Origin of the sequence: Paenibacillus sp. HB172176 (assembly GCF_011947265.1) — a bacterium.
Classification (GTDB): domain Bacteria; phylum Bacillota; class Bacilli; order Paenibacillales; family Paenibacillaceae; genus Pristimantibacillus.
The window spans coordinates 41,628-61,839 of record NZ_JAATHD010000006.1 but is presented as its reverse complement, the minus strand read 5'-3'; the positions used below and the strand labels follow the sequence as shown (position 1 = coordinate 61,839).

10 protein-coding genes are annotated in these 20,212 nt (G+C 50.1%); 2 read left to right on the top strand and 8 right to left on the bottom strand.

The window, feature by feature from the left end:
* Window positions 1–15: 15 nt before the first annotated feature.
* The 8 genes from HFP08_RS10495 to HFP08_RS10460 form a co-directional block, all read right to left on the bottom strand.
* Complete coding sequence (locus HFP08_RS10495; protein ID WP_168120559.1) at window positions 16–3,693, bottom strand: glycosyl hydrolase; 3,678 nt, start codon at window positions 3,691–3,693, stop codon at window positions 16–18.
* Window positions 3,694–3,834: 141 nt separating this feature from the next.
* Window positions 3,835–4,590 carry a response regulator transcription factor gene (locus HFP08_RS10490; protein WP_168120558.1) on the bottom strand — a complete coding sequence of 252 codons (756 nt, stop codon included), beginning with the start codon at window positions 4,588–4,590 and terminating at the stop codon, window positions 3,835–3,837.
* Window positions 4,565–6,334 carry a sensor histidine kinase gene (locus HFP08_RS10485; protein ID WP_168120557.1) on the bottom strand — a complete coding sequence of 590 codons (1,770 nt, stop codon included), beginning with the start codon at window positions 6,332–6,334 and terminating at the stop codon, window positions 4,565–4,567. Before HFP08_RS10485 ends, HFP08_RS10490 begins: the two co-directional genes overlap by 26 nt.
* 100 nt (window positions 6,335–6,434) lie before the next feature.
* Window positions 6,435–8,012 (bottom strand): extracellular solute-binding protein, encoded by a 1,578-nt coding sequence (locus HFP08_RS10480; protein ID WP_168120556.1) that lies wholly within the window; start codon window positions 8,010–8,012, stop codon window positions 6,435–6,437.
* Between the two features lie 76 nt (window positions 8,013–8,088).
* Window positions 8,089–8,970, bottom strand: coding sequence for a carbohydrate ABC transporter permease (locus tag HFP08_RS10475; protein ID WP_168120555.1), 882 nt, complete (start codon window positions 8,968–8,970; stop codon window positions 8,089–8,091).
* A gap of 31 nt (window positions 8,971–9,001) precedes the next feature.
* Window positions 9,002–9,871 (bottom strand): ABC transporter permease subunit, encoded by an 870-nt coding sequence (locus tag HFP08_RS10470; RefSeq protein ID WP_168120554.1) that lies wholly within the window; start codon window positions 9,869–9,871, stop codon window positions 9,002–9,004.
* Window positions 9,872–10,162: 291 nt separating this feature from the next.
* Entirely contained in the window at window positions 10,163–12,556 is a 2,394-nt protein-coding gene (locus HFP08_RS10465; protein WP_168120553.1) for a glycoside hydrolase family 95 protein, read from the bottom strand.
* 148 nt (window positions 12,557–12,704) lie between these two features.
* Window positions 12,705–16,508 carry a glycosyl hydrolase family 98 C-terminal domain-containing protein gene (locus HFP08_RS10460; RefSeq protein WP_168120552.1) on the bottom strand — a complete coding sequence of 1,268 codons (3,804 nt, stop codon included), beginning with the start codon at window positions 16,506–16,508 and terminating at the stop codon, window positions 12,705–12,707.
* A 275-nt stretch (window positions 16,509–16,783) separates the two neighbouring features.
* Here HFP08_RS10460 and HFP08_RS10455 point away from each other — a divergent pair, with 275 nt between their 5' ends.
* Entirely contained in the window at window positions 16,784–18,607 is a 1,824-nt protein-coding gene (locus HFP08_RS10455; RefSeq protein ID WP_168120551.1) for a cache domain-containing sensor histidine kinase, read from the top strand.
* Entirely contained in the window at window positions 18,604–20,136 is a 1,533-nt protein-coding gene (locus tag HFP08_RS10450; protein ID WP_168120550.1) for a response regulator, read from the top strand. Before HFP08_RS10455 ends, HFP08_RS10450 begins: the two co-directional genes overlap by 4 nt.
* The last annotated feature ends 76 nt before the right edge of the window (window positions 20,137–20,212 follow it).

Sequence of the window (20,212 nt, the reverse complement as noted above, 5' to 3'; positions counted from 1 at the left end):
ATGCCGCAATCGGCATTATTCATTAACCAGGATGTTCAGCGTGACCGGACCGAGCAGCCCCGAGGCCAGCTCGCCTCGATAACGTGTCGGAATCGTCATGTAATGATTGGCAAGCGTGTTGCATACATACACTTCCAGCACATTGTCGCCCGTCAGCAGCCAAGGAGCTATATCCGCAGTCCACGGCTCCCTCACTAAAGTTCGGACATGCTGGCCATTGACTCTGATCTCTGCAGATGCTGATACATCTCCCAGTTCAAGTATTGCCCTGTATTCTTGCGATCGCTCCGGTACCGCCCATTCCAGCTGGCGCCTGTATACCGCTCCTCCGGAATAACAGGTTAATCCATCGATAGCAGACCAGTCTCCAGCTTGTATCAGTCCTTCTCCACACTTCAATCGTATGGGATCCGGCAGTGCCGCCCCCGCATAATTCGAGGTATCGTACGCAATACGAACGGCTGCAAGACTAACTTCATTCTGCTTCACCAAGGATGTTACCTGATACGTAGCAGCACCGTCATGGCGTATGGCATCCACTTGATCAACCTTCCATTCCACACCATTCACCCAAACCTGAACCGTCCCGAAAGCGGCAAGCTCCATGCCTTCAAGCCCTGGAGGAGCCGTGAAGCGATACCACCCTGCTAGTGGCCTGCTTGCGTCAGGATAGGCATCATAGGCTATGCTTCCCGGCTTATTATGCCATGTCATTGCCAGAGGCAATGGCTGCTTCCATTTCTCCGGGGCGTTCAAGCTCTCGAAGAGCACATGTCCTCGCCCGGCTCGCCCATAACGAAGCAGCACTGTATTGACGCCTCTTTCAACCTTAAGCTGATCGGGAATTTCCTCCATCCATTCACCATTCAGCCATAATTTCTCCGGTAGAATGCCTCCCATTCGCAATCGCACGCTTTGACCGTCAATTGAATGAAACGATGACCACAGATAGGCGATACTGTCTTCTTCCATGTCATATTGCGTGCCCGTCAGATCGAATGATGGCCGGCCAATGGCGATGAAATCATTCGTGATTTCGCCCTTTAAACCATGATAGCCTTGATGTCCAGGATCTCCCTCTATTCCGTATCTCGTCGAGCAGACATATCTGCTCCATTCATAGTTGCTCCCACTCGCTTCCATACGATATTCACTTGGCGCTGATTTCAACTGAAGAAATTCGTTCTCCATATCCTCGGATACTTCCGAACGCCGGAGCGGACCAAATTGCCACAAATAAGGACCGTAACCATAAGTCACCTTCTCCCACATGAAATCATTGAAGGCAGCGTTGCGCCACTCCTCGGTGTTGAACAATCTGTGATCCTCATATGAGAATCGGAACTGGCGCGCTTCCGCTCCTATGAGCGAATCCTCCGGCGGTTGACGAAAATCTCCAAATTGATTATCCATTGTTGGACGGAGTTCAAAGCCCCATTCTCCATCCAATGGCATCGATTGAAGCAAAGATATGGACTCATTCGGGAGCCTCGGCTCCCATGGCACACGCTCCTCTGCATGGATCTGCTTTCGGTTCGTGAAGACAATTAACTGTATCTCCGTTCGGCTAAGCGGCAGCTTAATATAAGTACCTTCAGCCGTAATGCGGCTAGCTTCCAATCGAGTGACTGTCCCATCCCACGGATTCCACAGCTCGATTTTGCCGTGACTTCGGAAGAAGCATTCCGAGCCGTTCATTCCCCCGTATATCGCGTACATATCGCGAAAGCCAATTCTGCGATGCATCACATAAGGAACCTCAGAGTCTCCATCTTCAATCCCACAAGCAAAGTCGCGCGGAAATGCGCCATTAATAATAGCCTCAACTTCCTCGAATGAATGTGCGGTATACGCCGTTCCGCCTGCCTCGTTCCTTTGTGCTCGACTGCCGCCCTGTACGGCGGCCTCTATCGACGTCCACCCGAATAAGGCACGAACAGTATCATCCAGAAGCGAGTCAAAGGCGCCCATTCGCTCGCTGGCTTCAGGCAACCGGTCAAGCGCAATGACAATGCCGCCTGCCTCATGGAACATTCGCGCCTTCTCCAGCATGGAATATCGCACCGCGCGCATAGAGGGCATAATTAAGACGCGATACGCTTCCCCGGCAACACAGAGCTTGCGATCCTCTATTGAAGAACGCTCAATAGACTGGAAATCGATAAAATCAAAATCAATTCCTTGCTTGTACAAATGCTCGCCAACTCCAAAGGCCGACCTCACCGACGCTTCACCGTCAAGCCCTGCCTCCATAGCCGCCACAGGATAGACGATTGCGACATCGCAGACATGAACGCCTTGACTAAGCAGGTAGCTGAGACGCTCCGTGCATGCCAGAAGCGTCTCCATATGCTCCCAATACGGCATGCGGAAATGATTGCACGGAGGTGCCCATTCCCACCAGCCTCCGAAGGTTGTGTAATACAAACCATGCAGCGTCAGCAGATTATGACCGGATACAAAGTTTCGAAATATCGCATCTGTCACATCTGAAGTCGTCGTTCCCCATCCGGTGCCATAGAAGCCTTCCAGCCAGGTTCGCGGCCGCTCATATAGATGGGCGATGGAGCTGGCAACTTTGTTTTTGATCAAATCGCTCTCGAAATCGGGCTGATCGCAGCCAGGGCCTTGATTCCAGCGCTGCGTGCGGAAGTAGTCGCCAAATTCAGTAATGTCCTTGCCTCTGCCGCCGTGATCGCAGCCATAAATCATACCGCGCTCCTGATGCCACTCGAATATCGGAATGAAATAATGCTCCTCGGACAAGGACACCATCACATCTCCGTAATCCAGTCTGATCTTGGCCGTTCGAGGCCCGATATCGATGAACAGAGCCGAAAGCTCATCCACGATGTCATAGCCCTTGCGACTCATAAACGCTTCTCGGAACCTGTCGTTCCACAGCTTCCCACGAATGCCGAATTCCAGCTCATCAGAGAAGAAGAAGCCTAGCTTGGCATTGTCTATTCCTGACAGCCGCTCCTCGAAGCGCGCAAAAAAATGCTCTATGACCATCACACCGCTATCCGGATGCATCGGATCGATGGATCGCGGCTTATGCTCCGCATAGACAATCGATATATGCCAGCTGCCGTCCGGCTTGTCCCATAGCAGCTTCCCATGATGGATAAAGGGAATCAGATTTATCCATTTCTTCGACTGTTCATCAGTTTCCGTCAAGAAAGCGCCAGCCGAAATCACGTCTGTTGGAAGCTGTCTCTCGACTTGCATTGCCTCTTTCTCCATAAGCCAGTCCAAATGCGCAAGATTCGTTCCCGTAATATCCGGCTTGCGCGCTCGAATCTCATCCGTATACCATCCTTGTCCAGGTCCGCATAACGTATAGTCGCTCAGACTGACCGCGATGCCGTATGTGCCGGCTTTCTCAGCAAACCAGGCGAACAGCTCCCACCACGCTTCCGAAAACAACGGAGGATCGCTTGGATAGGTCAGCCCCCATGCGTCTCCTCCCTCATCGCTGTGTCCATAATTAATTTGCAAGCCGGAGATATGATGATCTTTCAGTTGCTCCAGTTGCCAGGTCAATCTCTCCTTCGTGAGGGGCTCGCCTACCCACCAATAGAAAGCCACTTCTCCGTAACCTGCAGGAGGATTGACAAATCCCCGGAATACGTCAAGGTCTTGGCTGCGGCTTGAAAATCCTGCTTCCAATTCTGTTTCTGCACTGGTCATAGAACACACTCCTGGCATAGATTAATGAAAGGCTTCATGGAATTGATCATACCGAAATAAAGCCCTCAAAGAGAGCCTGAGAATTATCTAATTTGTGTTCAGAAGTAACCTATTTTTGCAACAAAAAGAAAGAACGTGTTTTTATTTCTGGTCGCCCGATTTCCTGTACTCCCCTGGAGTTACACCTACCGACTTGCGAAAAATCTTATAAAAAGTACGGCTGTTGTCATAGCCAACGCATTTTGCAATTTTATCAAGCGGGATATCCTTCGTCCCCTCTAGCAGCTTTTTCGCTTTTTCAATCCGTAGTTCGTTTACATATTTAACAAAGGTATGGCCTGTTTCCCGCTTGAACATTTGCCCCACGTAGCTCGGATGAAGGTTCAGATTGGCGGCTATATCAGGCAAGGAAATATCCTTCATAAAGTTCGTTTCAATATAGGCCATCATAAGCGATATATTCTCGTTTTGTTGCGAAGCTGCAGAATCGCTCAATCCGGAAGACTCTGCGCTATGCTGCTTTTCCTCTATTAAAGTCAAGGCGACTTTCTTGAGAAGCTCAGCGAGCTCGCGCTGGTTGACGGGCTTGAGCATATAATCGACAACCTGAAGATGAATCGCTTTTCTCGCGTATTCAAACACATCATGCCCGGTTAAAATAATGAATCGCTTCACCTTTTTAAGCTGCGCCTGCTTAATGAATTCAAGCCCGTCGATTCCCGGCATATGAATATCCGTAATAATAAGATCAGGCTGGAAGAAGTCGATTTTCTCCAAGGCATCAATACCGTCATAAGCCAATATCATTTTTTCGAATGGCGTATTTTCTTCCACAATCATATCTCGAATGCCCTCCAGGATAATGGGCTCATCATCCACGATCATCAGCTTCAACATGGTGAATCTCCTCCTCCTTCCGAAGAATAAGGGTGAACGTTGTTCCTTGGCCCGCGCCGCTTTCAACAAGCATTGTGGACGAATGGCCGTAATAAGCTTTGACACGCTCAACGACATTGCCAAGACCGATGCCCGTTCCGGTCGAAAATCGAATATCGTTTAAGCTCCCCCCTGATAATTTCATACGAAGATTCGAAAGCTTCGGCTCCGGAATGCCTTCGCCGTTATCCATCACTTGAATTTCAATACTTTCCTGCACTCTCTTGAATCGAATCGCTATTCGTTTCTGCCCGCGCAGGTTCGCAAGCCCGTGAATCATACTGTTCTCCAGAAGCGGCTGCAAGATAAATCTTGGACAGCGAAGCGAGAGCAGCGCTTCCTCCACTTCGAGGTCGAAGTGAAGCTCCCTTATCCGTATCTGATGAATGGCAATATAAGCCTTGACATGCTCCAATTCCTCTTGAAGCGTCGTATCATTTGTTTGCGTCAAGCTGTACCGAAGCAAATTCCCGAGAGAATAAGCCATGTCGGCGACCTTATAATCCTTATTCGATCTGGCAAGCATTCGCATCGTCTCCAGAGTATTGTACAGGAAATGAGGTTGAATCTGAGCTTGCAGCATTTTAAAATCCGCATCCTTCTTCAGCAGCTCGACCTTCTGCACACGATTGACGAGTTCATCGATTCGCCTGATCATCGCATTGTAATTCAACAAGAGAAATCCGATTTCATCCTTGCCTATCTTTCCCGAGTAAGGGGTGCCCATATCATCCAGGCCGACTTTGCGCATATGTCGGGATAATAACAAAATCCGTTTGGTAAGCGATGACAACAACAAATAATAAAACAGGCTGAGCACGCCGAGAAGTACAATGCCGACTGCTGCGAGCCAGAGCTTCGTCTTTACAAATTGGAACAAGGTATCTTGTTTATTGATTTCAATAATAGTCAAGCCTAATCGGGGGACTACTGCCGAATTGACCATCAGCTTCTCATCATCCACAAGAAAAGTATCCTCTTGCTTGTTCAAGACAGCGACTTCTATCTTCCGCAGTAAATCCGAGCTTATCTGAGTCTCCCTCATGGAGCTGAATACAGTACCCTCCTCATTCAACAGAATAACGGTATTCTTCGGATGAATGACGCTAAGCGCTTTCATAAGTTCATCGATAATGGTTGATTTCACTGTAATCTCGACAATGCCAAGTTCGCTAGTATAGGTTTCGCTATAAAGCTTGTGATAGTACACCAGAGATGGCTCCGAATCCGTGTTGGTTGTTTTCTTCCATAGCCCTCTTGCCGGCAGAAGCTCCGCCTTCTCCTCAGCGCTCAGCCTGCCCTCCAGCTCCGAGTAATCTGCGAATTCCTTCAAGGACAACAGCCTGTCCTGGATTTTGGGATACACGACGAGCTGTTCAACCATCGGCTCTCCAAGCGACGCGAAGGCGAACGCGGGACTGATCTCCTTCAAATACGAGAAGATGAGATCTCTGTCATACACATAATCCCCTCTCAGGAAGTCGAGAAGCGCAGAATTGTTCTGATAGATGGAATATAAGGATTCAATCTTGGACAGTCTGGCCTCCAGATTTGTTCCCTGTTGCTCCATATTTTGCTGATTCGTCAGTTGATACTGACTAACCAGTCGTCCATAAAGCTGATTATAGACAAACGCTGAGAAGATAAGAAACGGCAGAACGATAAGAAAAAGATAGCCAACAACCATTTTTGTACTCATTCGCATAAGCTTCATTCTCCCCGGTGACTCGCAAACTAAATGCAATATAGCTCATAGGAAAAGCAGCCTTGCGGCAAGCCTTCCCTATGAGCTTATAAACGAAATCTTATTTCGTCAAGCTATCGTACTTCTCCTTCAGAGGACCATATTGCTCGGTGGCCCATGCCTCAAGCTTCGCCATTCCGATCTTCTCGGCTTTCTCCAGCATATCCTCGTACGCCTTCTCCGCTTCAGCTTCTGTCGGTGCCAGATATACCTTCGTAACCTCCGTCTTCACCATATTGTCAATGTTCGTGCGAATAATTTGTTCGGGAGAATCCGTTTCCGGATTAATCATGCCAATAGCCGGGTTAAAGCTCGTAATCTTGGAATACTCTTCGCCTTGGCGAGTCGTTTCCGAGCCTTCCTTGAAGGATCCCAGCGCCATGCCGACGCCTGTCTCTGTCGGCACACCCCACCAATAAACGCCTTTCTCTTTCAGTGTTTCCAAATCCTGAACATTATAATTGAATTCCGGATAGCCGGCGTCATTCCATGTCCAGTCTTCGCCTTCGATTCCCCATTCGGCTAATCTCCAGCCTTCTTCCGAGTACAGATATTCCAGGAATTTCACAGTCGCTTCCACATCTTTGTTATCCTTCGTCACATACATGCCAAGTCCGCCAGTTCCCGTGCTAACCACAGAAGCGTCATCGCTCAGCGGCTCGGCAAGCTGGATAAAATCGTAATCGGATTCCGCATTCAGACGATCGGCTCCCGAATAGGTCCATGTATAACCAAAGCCTTTGCCGGAAACCATCATTTGCTCCGTCTCCGTTTCATTCTTGTAGGCGAAATTCTCTGAAGTCACATAGCCGTTGCGGTACAAGCTGTTCATGTACAGCATGGATTGCTTCGTGGCGTCTTGTCTGAGATAATATTCAATCTTGCCATCCTTATCCGCGAATCCGCCCACTGCTCCGAATTGTGTATCGAAGTAAGGTCTTTGCCAATTCGGATTCAGAATAAGCGGCGTCATGTCCGGATGCTTTTCCTTAACGGCTGCGAATAGATTGTCCAAATCCGCAAGCGACTTTATTTCAGGATTTCCCATCTCCTCCAAAATATCCTTGCGAAGCGTCAGCCCTGGCACCATCATATGAGCGTATGGATTATCTTTCCACTCGGATTCGGTGGAGAAATCATTCCTGATCGCATAATAGTTGCCGTCGCTGACCGTATTCACAAGCTCCTTGACAGGATCAAACTTCACGTCCGGCGCGTATTTCGGGAAAATTTCATTATAAGGGAGACTGATGTTGCCGTCCGACATCAGCTTGAAGTTAAAGGAAACCACAATATCCGGCAAATCTCCCGAAGCTACCATTAGAGCAAGCTGCTTATCATCTGTCGCAACCGTTACTTTCGGCTTCACGCCGGTCGCTTTCGTGATCATCTCCGGTATTTCTCCCGTCCAATCCTGGAATGGATACCACGTGGCGTCTACGAACATCGTCAATTCAACGGGATCCTTGGAGCCTTCGTCGGTTCCAGAATTCTCTTCTGTTGTTCCATTGTTCGTGCTTGCCGTCCCGTTATTACCGCTGTTGCCGCTATTGCTGTTGTTGCTGCATGCCGATAATAACCCCCCCGCCAATAAAAATACTGTAATCATGACTGCAAGAAGCTTATAGCGCTTATTCATTGCCATTCCCCCAACTTTAATAGTCTTATTTTAAGGCTGCCGGCTCGAATAAGGAAGCGGCCTCCGAAAAACCTCATCATCCTTTGACTGAACCCAGCATCATGCCGGAGACAAAATATTTCTGCAAAAAAGGGTATACGCCCAGAATAGGTACGATGGATACAATCATCGCGGTCGCTTGAACCGAGAACGGCGTTACGCTCGTACGCGACATCGCCGCAGCCTGGGCATCTCCCGAAGGCACCATGGATTGATTAACAACCTGCATCATGCGATAGGTAAGCGTTCGAAGACCTTCGTCTTGCACGAAATAAGCCGAATCCAGCCAGGCATTCCATTGGCCCGACCCAATGAACAAGCTCATTGTCGCAAGCAGCGGCATCGAAACCGGAATAATAATTCTGGCGAAAATTCTCAACTCCGAAGCGCCGTCCATTCTGGCCGACTCACCTAGCTCCTCCGGAATTTCAGAGTAGAAAGCGATTGCAATTAGCAGGAAGAATAGGTTTAGCATACCCGGAACGACATATACGCCAAACGTATTAATAAGTCCGATGCTCTTCAGCACCATGTAGAAGGCAATTAAGCCGCCAGAGAAATTCATCGCAATAATGACGATCGTAAAGTAACTCTTGCGGAAGATCAGATCCCGCTTGGCAAGCCCATAGGCGACAAGGCCGGTGAACAGCACGCCAAGCATCGTTCCGACAAGCGTCCTTAACAGCGAAATGCCAAATGCGTTAATCCACTTCGGATCCTTAAGGAAATAGAGATAGTTGCCGAAGGTGAAATGCCTTGGCCACAAATACATGCCTCCTGCCGCGGTATCTGTTCCTTCATTAAAAGTAATCAACAGAATATAATAGAACGGATACAGCGTTCCGAATACCACCATGCTGAGGATAATTGTGATGATCATGTCCATCACCCGATCCTCCAGCGTTTTTCTTCTGCGCATGACTGCTCACCACTCTCATCATTCATTTTCGTTAGAATAATCCGCTTCCGGACACACGCTTGGCTATCGTATTGCTGCTGAATATAAGAATGACGGATATGATCGATTGCATCAGATCAATGGCCATAGCAAACGAGAATCTTCCTTGCGCCAAGCCGATGTTAAAGGCATAGGTTTGAATGATCTGCGACTTCTCGCTGTTAATCGTGTTGCCGAGCAGCATGGATTGCTCGAAATTCGAGCCTACCAGGCCTCCGCCGAGCATGCTGCCAATTGTAAGAATCAAAACTACGATGCTTGCGCTCTTGAGCCCTGGCAAGGTAATGTGAATAATTCGTTTGAGCCTGCCTGCCCCGTCCATCTCGGCCGCTTCATACAGGGATGGATCAATACCCGCAAGCGCTGCCAGGAAAATGATCGTCCACCAGCCCGCTTCCTTCCAAATCGCCGTTGAAACAGCCAGTCCCCAGAACGCATCCGGATTCGTCAAGATATCAAGCGGCTCCTTAATCAGATGAATGGATAATAGAAAATCATTGACAATGCCGAAGCTTGTCGAGAAGAACGCATAGGAAATGCCGGTAACAACAACCCAGGAAATGAAATGAGGCAAATAACTGACTGTCTGTACAAAGCGTTTCATGAATACATGCCTGACTTCGCTTAGCATAATCGCAAACAGAATCGGAATCGGGTACGAGAATATGACCTTTAACAGACTGAGCACCAATGTATTGCGAACCAGCGTTGGAAAATTATAATCATTGATGAGTTCCTTGAAATGCGACAAGCCTGCCCAAGAACTGCTGAAGATGCCGCTAATGCCGGTTGACAGCTTATAATTCTTGAAGGCAATAATAATGCCGAACATCGGAATATAGCTGAATATAAGCAAGAACATCAATCCGACCCATACGAATACCTGGAAGGGCAACTGTCTTTTGAATTGCTTTAGAGCTGCAGATTTCTGAATGGGAATCGCCCTCCTTTCTGTTTATTGCTTCTAAATGTGCTTTGCTGCGATCTCTTGATTCTCATTATAAAAGCGCATACATTTTATGAAAACGGTTCATTTCACAGAAAACACTGTCCTTTTCCAAGACCTGCAATAAGGTAATAAGGAAAGAATCAGCAATCTCCTCGAATGCAAAAAAAGAAGACGCCTCCTGGCGTCCCCTATCATAAAACGATATTAACTCCTCTTTATCCCGTACGTTTTCCCCGAACGGGCGAATAGCTCCATCACTCCACTGGCGCTTGAGCAAGAGGAAGGCTCCCCTTCTTGGTCGAACACCGACATGCCCTCAGGCAATCGCAGCAAGCACGGCCCGTCATGATCGGGTGTCAAGAAAGCCTCCTGCAATAACCCTTCCTTCCAACGCATATCGACCGTGAAGCCGCCTCTCGCCCGCAAGCCCGATACGCTTCCTTCCGACCATGCCTCGGGAAGAGCAGGAAGCATCTCCAGAAAACCTTGATGCGATTGCAGCAGCATCTCCGCAATGCCCGAGGTAGCCGCGAAGTTCCCGTCAATTTGAAACGGGGGATGGGCGCAAAACAAATTGGCATAAACACCGCCATGATGGTAGTTGCCCGCTTCATCGGCCCGCACCAGCCTCAGCATGTCGCCAACCAGCTTAAGAGCCCGGTTCCCGTCTCCCAATCGCGCCCATAGTCCGATCTTCCATCCCAGGCTCCAGCCTGTGCCGTCGTCTCCACGCCGCTCAAGCGTTTGCTTCGCAGCCGAGATCAGCTCGGCTGCCGATTGCTCCGTCAACTGGCGACCCGGGTACAAGCCGAACAAATGCGAAACATGACGATGATGGATGTCCTCATCCTCGAAATCTTCGAACCACTCTTGAATTTGGTCATAGCGCCCCACCTTGAACGGCAGCAATCTGTCACGCTTCTCTGCGATTTCCTTGCGGAATTCCCCATCGCAATCCAGAATGGCTGAAGCTTCCGTCACATTCGTGAACAAATCCCAGATCAGGGACATATCCATGGTCGAGGCTTTGCTAATACCCGCCAGCCCGTCGTCCGCATGGAATTTATGTTCAGGCGAGGTTGATGGCGAAGTGACGAGCCTTCCATCTTCGTCCTCTATCAACCAATCCAGGCAAAACAAAGCGGCCTCCTTCATAATCGGATAGGCGGTATCTCTTAGAAACGCCTGATTGCCGTTAAAGGCGTAATGCTCCCATAAATGCTGACAAAGCCAAACGCCTCCCATCGGCCAAAACGCCCATACCGCGTCGCCATGGCGTCCATATTCCCCTACCGCAGAGGTCTGTCCCCATACATCGGTATTATGATGGGCGACCCAGCCGTTAGCATCATAATGGCGACGGGCTGTTTCTTTGCCATTCTCGGCCAATACGCCGATTAACGCCAGAAGAGGCTCGTGACACTCGGCCAAATGACAGGTTTCCGCAGGCCAATAGTTCATCTCCGCATTAATATTAAGCGTCCAGTTGCTGCTCCATGGCGGTCTCGTGCTTTCATTCCAGATGCCTTGCAGGTTTGCAGGCAGGCCCCCCTTGCGGGAGCTCGCAATCATCAGATAACGTCCATATTGGAACAGAAGCTCTACAAGCGCTGGATCTCCGCCTCCGCCTTCCCTAATTCTAAGATCCGTCGACGAGACTTCCCTTCCATTCTCATTAACCGCAAGATCCGGACCCAGCTTCAGAACTACCCGATCGAACAGCGCCTTGTAATCCGCAAGATGCCGCTCCCGCAGCTCGGCTTCCGTTCGCTTAAGCGCCGCTTCCATCGTAGCGGTAACGGCATTCACGGCTTGACGCAGGTCGCGTCCCGGCTTAGCCCCAATGCCCGCAAAGGTTGTCGATGCCGCAAAGATAAGCGTCACCGAGGTTGCTTCATGAATATGCAGACCGTTCGCTTCAGCGCTCAACGTTCCTCCATCATGTCTGGCCGCCAGCAGACCGGCGAATCGCATCGCTTCGGCGTTCACTTCAGCGCTATATTGAATCGGGTTCGAATCCGCGTAATAGCTTGGCGCAACATGCTCGGGAGCTTGTCCCTCCAGCAAGATTTGATGATCAAGCGCAATGATCTGATGTCGCAGCGGGCTTTGAAGCCATGCTCGCAAGGAAAGCATGCCCGGCTGAGAGGCTTCCAGCCTCACTACGATTACATTATCCGGGTAAGACGCGAAAACCTCGCGGCGATAGACAACTTCGCCAATCGAAAATGCCGTCGAAACCGTTGCTTCGTTCAGAGACAACTCCCGATTGTAGTTCTTGGCCGCATTCCCGTGCTCGAATTGAATATACAAATCCCCGAAAGGAAGATAGGACTCTGTATAAGGCCCCATCAACCCCCGCGCAAGCTTGTCCGCTTCTTGATAACGTCCCTGATTGACGCTTTCACGAACTTGCCGAAGCGCCTCGCTCGCTTTCGGATTATGCCAATCGCGCGGCTTTCCCGACCACAACGTTTCTTCATTTAACTGCAGTCTTTCCGTCTCGACTCCGCTGAATATCATTGCGCCTAATCGGCCGTTGCCGACGGGCAGAGCATCCGTCCAGGCTTGAGCTGCATTCTGATATGATAGCTTCATGCCAACACCGCTTTCCCATTGATAGTGGACGAATTATGAGCAATCCAATCCATCTATCTACTGTATCATGCGAGATTTGCACTGAATAGGCACAATCTTGCTCATTTATATCCGATTTTGATATGTTTACTGCCCTCCGATCCTTCCATTAATGATAAACAAATGCATCAATTGCTCCGTAATAATCGGAAGCGGACGCATTCTTGGTACCGTTAACAACGACCCTAATGGTATGACTTCCGTAGGTGAGGCTGGACTGGCTGAACAGCACCACTTGCTTCGTGGTCGAAGCGGCGTAGCAATCAATATTTTGCGCTGCAAGCGTCCCGTCTACGTATACATCCACATACCCCATGTTGTGCTGCTTCATGCCAATATACGAAATGCTCGTCCCGGTAAACGAAAATTCGGCATAGGCTCCCGCGGCGCGGCTCGCCGTTTCCGTACCGGCATAATCCAATGTGCTGGCATACGCAGACCAGGCTCCAGTATAGGATACCAGGGCATCGCGATCGTCAATTGTCACCGGCACGGCGGATGAGGTTAATTGGGCAATCCAGGCATCGTCGAATTGCACCTTCGTTCCATTGTAGGCCGACAATCCGACAGAGCCGGATGAGAAGGTATCGTCGGACGCGCTCAAAATGCGTTGTCCGTTCATGCTTACGTTGAAATGCTCGCCAATCGCTTCCACGCCGAATGAAATCCACTTCTCTACAGGAATCGTTCGACTCGTGGAGGCCAGCGTTGTCCAAACGCCGCTCACCTTCTTCTTCAGCGAGACGGTGCCCGTCGTTCCGTTCGTCGTTACGCCGACCTTATACAGATTGTCCGCATCGCTTACCCGGATAAGCATTCCCGCATCATACAGGCTTCCCGACTTGAATTTCAGCATCGTCTTATAGCTGTAATCGGACCAGGAGGGACTTCCTGCAATCGAGAAGCTTTCCGCGCTTGCAGCCGCCGTGACATTATACACACCGTTAGTGCCGCCCGTCAGCTTCGTATCGTCATTCAGCACATTCCACGATCCGCTGGAGACGCTCCACAGCCATGGAAAATCGAAGCTTGTTCGCTCCGGCCAATCGTCGAACGCCAACGCCCCTTCGCCCACCCAGTCCGACGCTGCGCTCCAACTGCTGAAATCCGTGCTGTATACGATCGTTCCGCTCTGCGTAACCGAAGCGTCATCGACCAGAACCGCCTCCTCCGACGCAGAACCGTAGTTCGTCTCGACCTTCACGCCCACCATGCCCGACGAATAGGATGAATCTGTCGCCGTGATATACAAATTGCCATCCACATAACATTGTATGGTGGTGCCGCTGATGACGATTTTCACATCATATTGCTGATTGATCGCAAGCGTTGGATTGCTCGTTGCAAGAAGCGTTGAATCATTCTTGTACAGCTTCAGGCTTGCCGAGCCGTCATTGTACGGATTGTCGCCAAGCGGGTCCAGCATGAGCGAATAGCCCGTTCTTGCAGCCGGATTGGCGCGGAACATCGCTCTTGCGGCCGTGCCGGCCAAGGAGTTCAGCTTCACCTCGTATGTCATGTCCCCGGTATAGCTCTGCTTGGTCATATAGACAGGCACATCGCTTGTCCATGGGGAATCATATGGAATAATTTTCATCTGCCCGTCCTGGATGGTCCAATGATTGGAGCCCTGATTCGTATCCTGATCCGCAGCGGCGCTGCCATAGCTGAAATCATTGAAGCTGATGCTGTTCGATAGTTGCAGCTTCGCCGGGATGTAGGAGAAGCGGTCGATGCCGATCGTGCCCGTCTTGTTCTCGATGGTAATGGTATGATAGCTGTTCGTTAAACCCGATTTCCTGTACACAACCTGGCCGTTGCTTGCCGAAGCGGCGTTCGTGCTTAGGGAGGAGGCATCCAGAACGCCGTCGATATAGACATCCGCCGCGCCTCCGCTTGGTCCGATATTCGCAATCCACTCCACTGCCGTCCCGAAGAAGGAATAGGAGGCCGTGTCTCCGGCTTGAGAGGTCGAGGTATAGCTGGACTGATAATTGCCCGTTGAAGTGCCGCTCGTCCAAGCGCCTGCGTACAGTATGGAGCTGTCCAAATCATCCGTTCTTGTCCAGTAGAGCGCATCGCTTGCGCTGCTTGACAGAATCAGCCGTACAGGTCCGTTATGATTAACGGTAATGGTATCCGTCATGGAGACGGCGTCCCAGCTCTCGGTATACGAATAATGGCCGTCATAACCGCCAATCGTAATCGTCGGCTTGCTCGTTGCCGACACCTCGATTACCGTCTCCCTCAGCGTCGTGTCATTCGGCTCCATGGCATAGCTGTAAGCGTTATAATAGTCCAGATATTCGAAGCTTCGCGACCCGGAAGGCACATAGAGATCCTGCTGATGATCGGATCGATAATTGTTTAGCAGAATATCCATCGAAGATCCATTATCGTCAATCATGGCCCAGGTATGCGGCGTAAGCGTCGTGAACGCCAATTGACTGAAATAAGATCCGCCTGTAAGAGGAAGAGTCGCGCTCTCGTTCGTGTTCGATGTGTAATGGGTATTATAAACAAGCCAATCATTGTTGTTTTTCTCCGCAAAGGCATCTCCCGAATACACAGACGAATATAGCGTGTCGAAGTAGGCCTTTTTGGTCGCCTCGTTCGTATAATTGGCATTATAGCTTGTCAAGTCCATGACATTGGGGAATTGCGCCAGTACGCTCGTTGGCGCGTATTTCGGAATTTGCGGAATCATGCCGTACCGTCCTGTCGTTCGCAGCCAATACCAGAGGCCGGAGTTCGAATTCGCGTCGGGTTGCCGCTCGTACAATCCCTTGAAGAAGGATGTTTGATTCTGAACGCCGCCCCATGTTCGCGTATCGTCCAGCTCCGTCATCGTGCCCGCGGATGCATCGAAGGCAACCTCGGTTTTGGCGATAACCTCTGCCTTTGTAGGAATTGGATGCGAAATAATATAACGGAATGCGGGCAGGATGGATTCGTAGAACAACGGCGTATACAAATTGTTCACCGTTGGAATGTCCAATTGATTCTCAAGCTGGTAAACGGTAGCGCCGTGCAAGTAGCTGTCCAGCATATGCATGCTGTAAAGCGTCTCCGGGACCCCTCTCGTTGTGCGGGGACCTCCGCCATTCGAGGAATTGCCGAAAACATTGCTGGCAGGATACGGCCAGCTGTCATAGTAAGGCCCCCAATGACCGGCCGCTCCGGCCATCCACAAGCCAAGCGCTTCCGAATTGACATAATCATAGTTTTTATGCACCATCTTGAAGGTGGGAATGAAGTTGTCGCTGTACTGGGCAATCGAATCGTAATAGGTCTGCGTCTTCATCGCGTTGGCAAACACGTTGTTGTCTTCCATGGCGCCGTGAACATGATAACCGCCATATTCATTGGCAAGCGCAAGCAGCCCCGGCAAAGCCGAATTCTGGCTGACCAATTCCGAAATGTCCGTTCCGATCATATTGGAATAGGTCTGATACAGACTCTCCAGCCAGGTCATGCCGTCCGAGCCGCTGGTCGGCCGTTCCCCGTAGAGCACCATCATGGGAATATTCAGATCCTCTCCCTCGGCCAAATTATCCTCGACCCATTGGCGCGAATCCGCAAGGCTTGGTTGATTCGCCCATGCGGCGTAATGTCCGGGATGAAGCACGAACACGACATAGGGCTTAATGTCATCGGGCAGCGCCGCCCAGGCTTGCTTGATATCCCACGAATAGTTAATATCTCTTCGAAAGTCGGAATCTCCTGTGTAATTGAAGCCGCGCAGCAATTGCATAATCAGCATCGGATGCGTGTTGTCGATGACGCGGCGCATGCTTCCGGCCGCATGCGCTTTGTTTTGCGTCGCTGCAATCGAGCATGTCAGCGCGAGAACCAGCATTATGGAGATGCAGATTGTCATGCCTTTCAAAAGCCCTTTTCCTTTTTGAATCATTCATTTTCCTCCTCTTATTGTGCGAATCTTGACTATACTGCCTGCCTGATTGCCAGTCTAACGCCGTCAACCCCCCTTTTTAGAAAGCGTTTTCAACAAGCTTATTGTAAAAAAATCGGCAGCTTTTGGGAATGTCCAATATGCGCCAACGCTTGTGTAAATTTTTAACTTATCAACGAGCACATGAAATAAATCGTCGCTTATTGCTAATTTCCAGCTTATTTTGATATCATAGGACAATGCGATTCCATTTCCTGAAATGGGGTATTCCTGAGATGATCAGATTACGATCGATTCACGGCAAAATCTTTATTCGGTACGCCTTGCTTATCGGGTTCATCATTATTTTCTTTCTGGTGTCGTTCACCGTATACATGTCCGACATTCTGCGCGAGGATTCGACGCGCACGATGAATCAGCTATCTTCGAATATTTCGGACACGTTAAATCTTGAGCTCAACAATATGTATGCGACTGCCCAGAAAATTTTATTGTCTGCTTCTGTGAAGGAAGCTTTTTTTCGTTATACGAGCGATCCCGCCGTTCAATATGAAAACAATATCAAGCTGGACGATATTATTTTTTCCATCAACGGCCCGCAGCCTGTATTTCACAGACTGAATTTGTACCGAAACGACGGCTTTCGTTTCGAATACGGGGATCAATATTTATCCTATAACGACAACCTGCAGAAGGAACGAAAGCTATCCTGGATTCATGAGGCGCTGGAGCAAGGAGGCCAAAAATATATTTCTCCTCCTCACACCATGCCTGACGAAACGAGCGGCTCTCCCGTCATCTCGCTAAGCATGGCCTTCGCCGAAATATACGGCATGCGGCCGGATAATGTCATCGAGGTGGAGCAAACCTATGCTTTTTTTCAGAAAATTATTGAAAGAGCCGTTCTTGCTCCCGATGATGACACCAGACAAAACAAGTATGTTTATGTCTACAACGAAAACGGGGATATCATCTATCCGCTGCAGCCCGACGAGGATACCGTTCAATTGATTCAGCATTATCGTGATCGCGGTCAGGCGACAAAATGGGACAATACCATCGCTCGCAATCCGATTACGAACGAACGCACCATTCTTTCGATGAACAAATCCGATTTTTCCGGCTGGACGGTGCTCCTCGCCGAGCCGGAATCGCTGCTGCTGCAGCCCGTATATACGTTCACCTATAACATTATCGCGCTTGGCGTGCTCTTCCTGCTGCTGGCGCTCTCCACCTCCTATTTCGTGGCGAACAGTCTGTCCACGCCGATACGAAGAATCAAGAAGATGATCAAAATTCTGGAGCTGGACAAGCTGGATCGTCAAATGCCCATCGGCAGCTTATCGAAGCTGGACGAGCTTGAAGAGCTCCACCAAACGTTCTCCGATATGCGAAATCGATTAAAGGATTCTCTGGAGAAGGTTATTTCCGCCCGATCCCATGAGCTGCAGTCCCGGCTAATCGCGCTGCAATCGCAGATGAACCCTCATTTTCTCTACAATTCCTTGTCTGTGCTTAGCATTATGTGCGAAGAACAGCGAAACGATGAAGCGGTCAACTATTGCATGGGACTATCAAACATGCTGCGCTATGTTTCCTCCAGCTCCTTTCACCCCGTTGCATTCGAGGAGGAGCTGCGACATGTGGAGGACTTCATCTATTTGCTTAAGGAAAGATATGGTGAAATGCTGCAAATTCAGCTAAACACGCAGGATAGCTTGAACGGCTTGCGCATTCCCAAGCTGGTTATACAGCCGCTCATCGAGAATTGCATGAAATACGCTCTTGACGCCGATCCGCCATGGAAGATCCGACTTGTCGGAAAGCGGCTGTCGAATAAGTGGATCGTAACCGTCTCGGACAATGGCCCTGGGTTCAGCCAGGACAAGCTGACGCTTCTGAAGCAAAGGCTGCAGGAAATTGACGCCAAAATGGATAGACCCGAACTGAGCATTGACGGCATGGGCCTGGTCAACATTTATATGAGACTGAGAATGCTTTACGGCGATCAGTTGATTTTCGATTTGAGCAACGGTCTGGCAGGCGGAGCCTGCGTAACAATCGGAGGTCCAATACAAATTGCGGAGGTGCCGGAGTGAATCCCTTTATTCGATTTATAGTAGCCGAAGACGAAGCCGTCATTCGGCGCCATATCATTCGCAAGATTGAAGAGGCCTCTTCCTCTTTCAAGGCCGTAGCCGAAGCGTACAATGGCGAAGAAGCGCTAAGCTCCATCGAGCAATTGCAGCCGGATGTCCTGTTTACCGATATCCGAATGCCCAGGATGAATGGCCTTGAGCTCATTCGAGAGGTTCGCAGCCGTTATCCCGACATGCCGATCGTCGTTCTGAGCGGCTTTGACGATTTCGAATACGCTCGTCAGGCCGTTCGCTTCGGGGTTACCGATTATCTGCTCAAGCCGCTCAAGCCGGCGGATTTGACGAAGGTTATGCAAGCGATTTCCCGCCATGTTCTGGACAAGCGCGCTGCATTCGAGAGAGAGATGATTACATCCGAGCTGCAGGGCAATTTCATTAGCGATCATACGAATTATTTTGACGATTCCGCATTCTTCATGATTCTGTTGAATATAGGCAGTCTGCTTAACCCCATGACTTCCTTCCGCACGGCGCATAGGGTTCATGCCGTCTGGCAGAACATTAACTGGGAGGCCGCCATCTCCGCCCTGCCCCCGGCGATTCGGAATTGGTGGCTGATTGACGAGAAGGCGGTGAATCAGAAGCTGCTCATTCTCTCCATGGAGAAGACCAAAGCGAGCGCCTCGGAAATCTCCACAATTGCCGAAGGTTTACTCCAGGCGCTTAACGCTATCGTTAAGCCCTACGCCTTGACGATAGGCTGCGATCTGGCAGGCATCCCGCATGAACAAATCTGGTCCAATGCGCTCGCGCTTCGAGCGGGAATGGAACGAAATGTCGTCATTGGACAATCCGCGATTTTCTATCAGGAGGAAGCTGCTGCGCCGGCTCCCGAAGCCACTATGCCTCATACCGCCAAGCTGCACGCCTCGGTGGGACACCCGAATCAGATCGACATGATGATCCGGCAAATCTGCGAGGGATGGGAGAAAGACAAGGCGCCCCAGCGCGCGGTGGAGCGTTCGCTCAGCGAATGGATACGTCAGCTTCGCAAAGAATCGGCGAATGCCGTCCGCATCAGCGTGAACGAAGTGGAGGCTTATTTGCTGCAGGGTCTCAGCGAGAGCATGACTTACGCCGATGTGCGGACAATCATGCTGCAAGTGCTGAAACGAGCGTTTGTGTCCGAAGCGAGCGGCGACCCCGCCGAGCAAATCGCCGATAAAATCGAGCAATTTCTTAGAGAGAACTATGCCGAGGATATTAGTATGGAGGAGCTTGCCGCGCAGTTCAATTTCACTTCCGCTTATTTAAGCAAAATATTTAAAAAACACAAAAAAGAAACGCCCTTGAAGTATGTCACCAAAATCCGCATCGATGAAGCCAAGCGCTTAATTGTCGAGCATCCCGACCTGGAGCTGAAAATCATCGGAGAAATGACTGGCTACGAGGATCAGCATTATTTCAGCAAGGTATTCAAGAGCAAGACAGGCATGTCTCCCTCCGAATACCGCTCCAGGCATAGATAAAGAAGGAGTCAACGCATTGCGCACAAAAGATCAAGCCCGCCGCGAAATGAGCGGCGGGCTTGATCTTCCTTCTGCG

What these genes read in the sequence shown, in the direction of transcription:
- HFP08_RS10495 (WP_168120559.1), bottom strand. Translation starts at nt 3,693, where the DNA reads ATGACCAGTGCAGAAACAGAATTGGAAGCAGGATTTTCAAGCCGCAGC.
- HFP08_RS10490 (WP_168120558.1), bottom strand. Translation starts at nt 4,590, where the DNA reads ATGTTGAAGCTGATGATCGTGGATGATGAGCCCATTATCCTGGAGGGC.
- HFP08_RS10485 (WP_168120557.1), bottom strand. Translation starts at nt 6,334, where the DNA reads ATGCGAATGAGTACAAAAATGGTTGTTGGCTATCTTTTTCTTATCGTT.
- HFP08_RS10480 (WP_168120556.1), bottom strand. Translation starts at nt 8,012, where the DNA reads ATGAATAAGCGCTATAAGCTTCTTGCAGTCATGATTACAGTATTTTTA.
- HFP08_RS10475 (WP_168120555.1), bottom strand. Translation starts at nt 8,970, where the DNA reads ATGCGCAGAAGAAAAACGCTGGAGGATCGGGTGATGGACATGATCATC.
- HFP08_RS10470 (WP_168120554.1), bottom strand. Translation starts at nt 9,871, where the DNA reads ATGTTCTTGCTTATATTCAGCTATATTCCGATGTTCGGCATTATTATT.
- HFP08_RS10465 (WP_168120553.1), bottom strand. Translation starts at nt 12,556, where the DNA reads ATGAAGCTATCATATCAGAATGCAGCTCAAGCCTGGACGGATGCTCTG.
- HFP08_RS10460 (WP_168120552.1), bottom strand. Translation starts at nt 16,508, where the DNA reads ATGATTCAAAAAGGAAAAGGGCTTTTGAAAGGCATGACAATCTGCATC.
- HFP08_RS10455 (WP_168120551.1), top strand. Translation starts at nt 16,784, where the DNA reads ATGATCAGATTACGATCGATTCACGGCAAAATCTTTATTCGGTACGCC.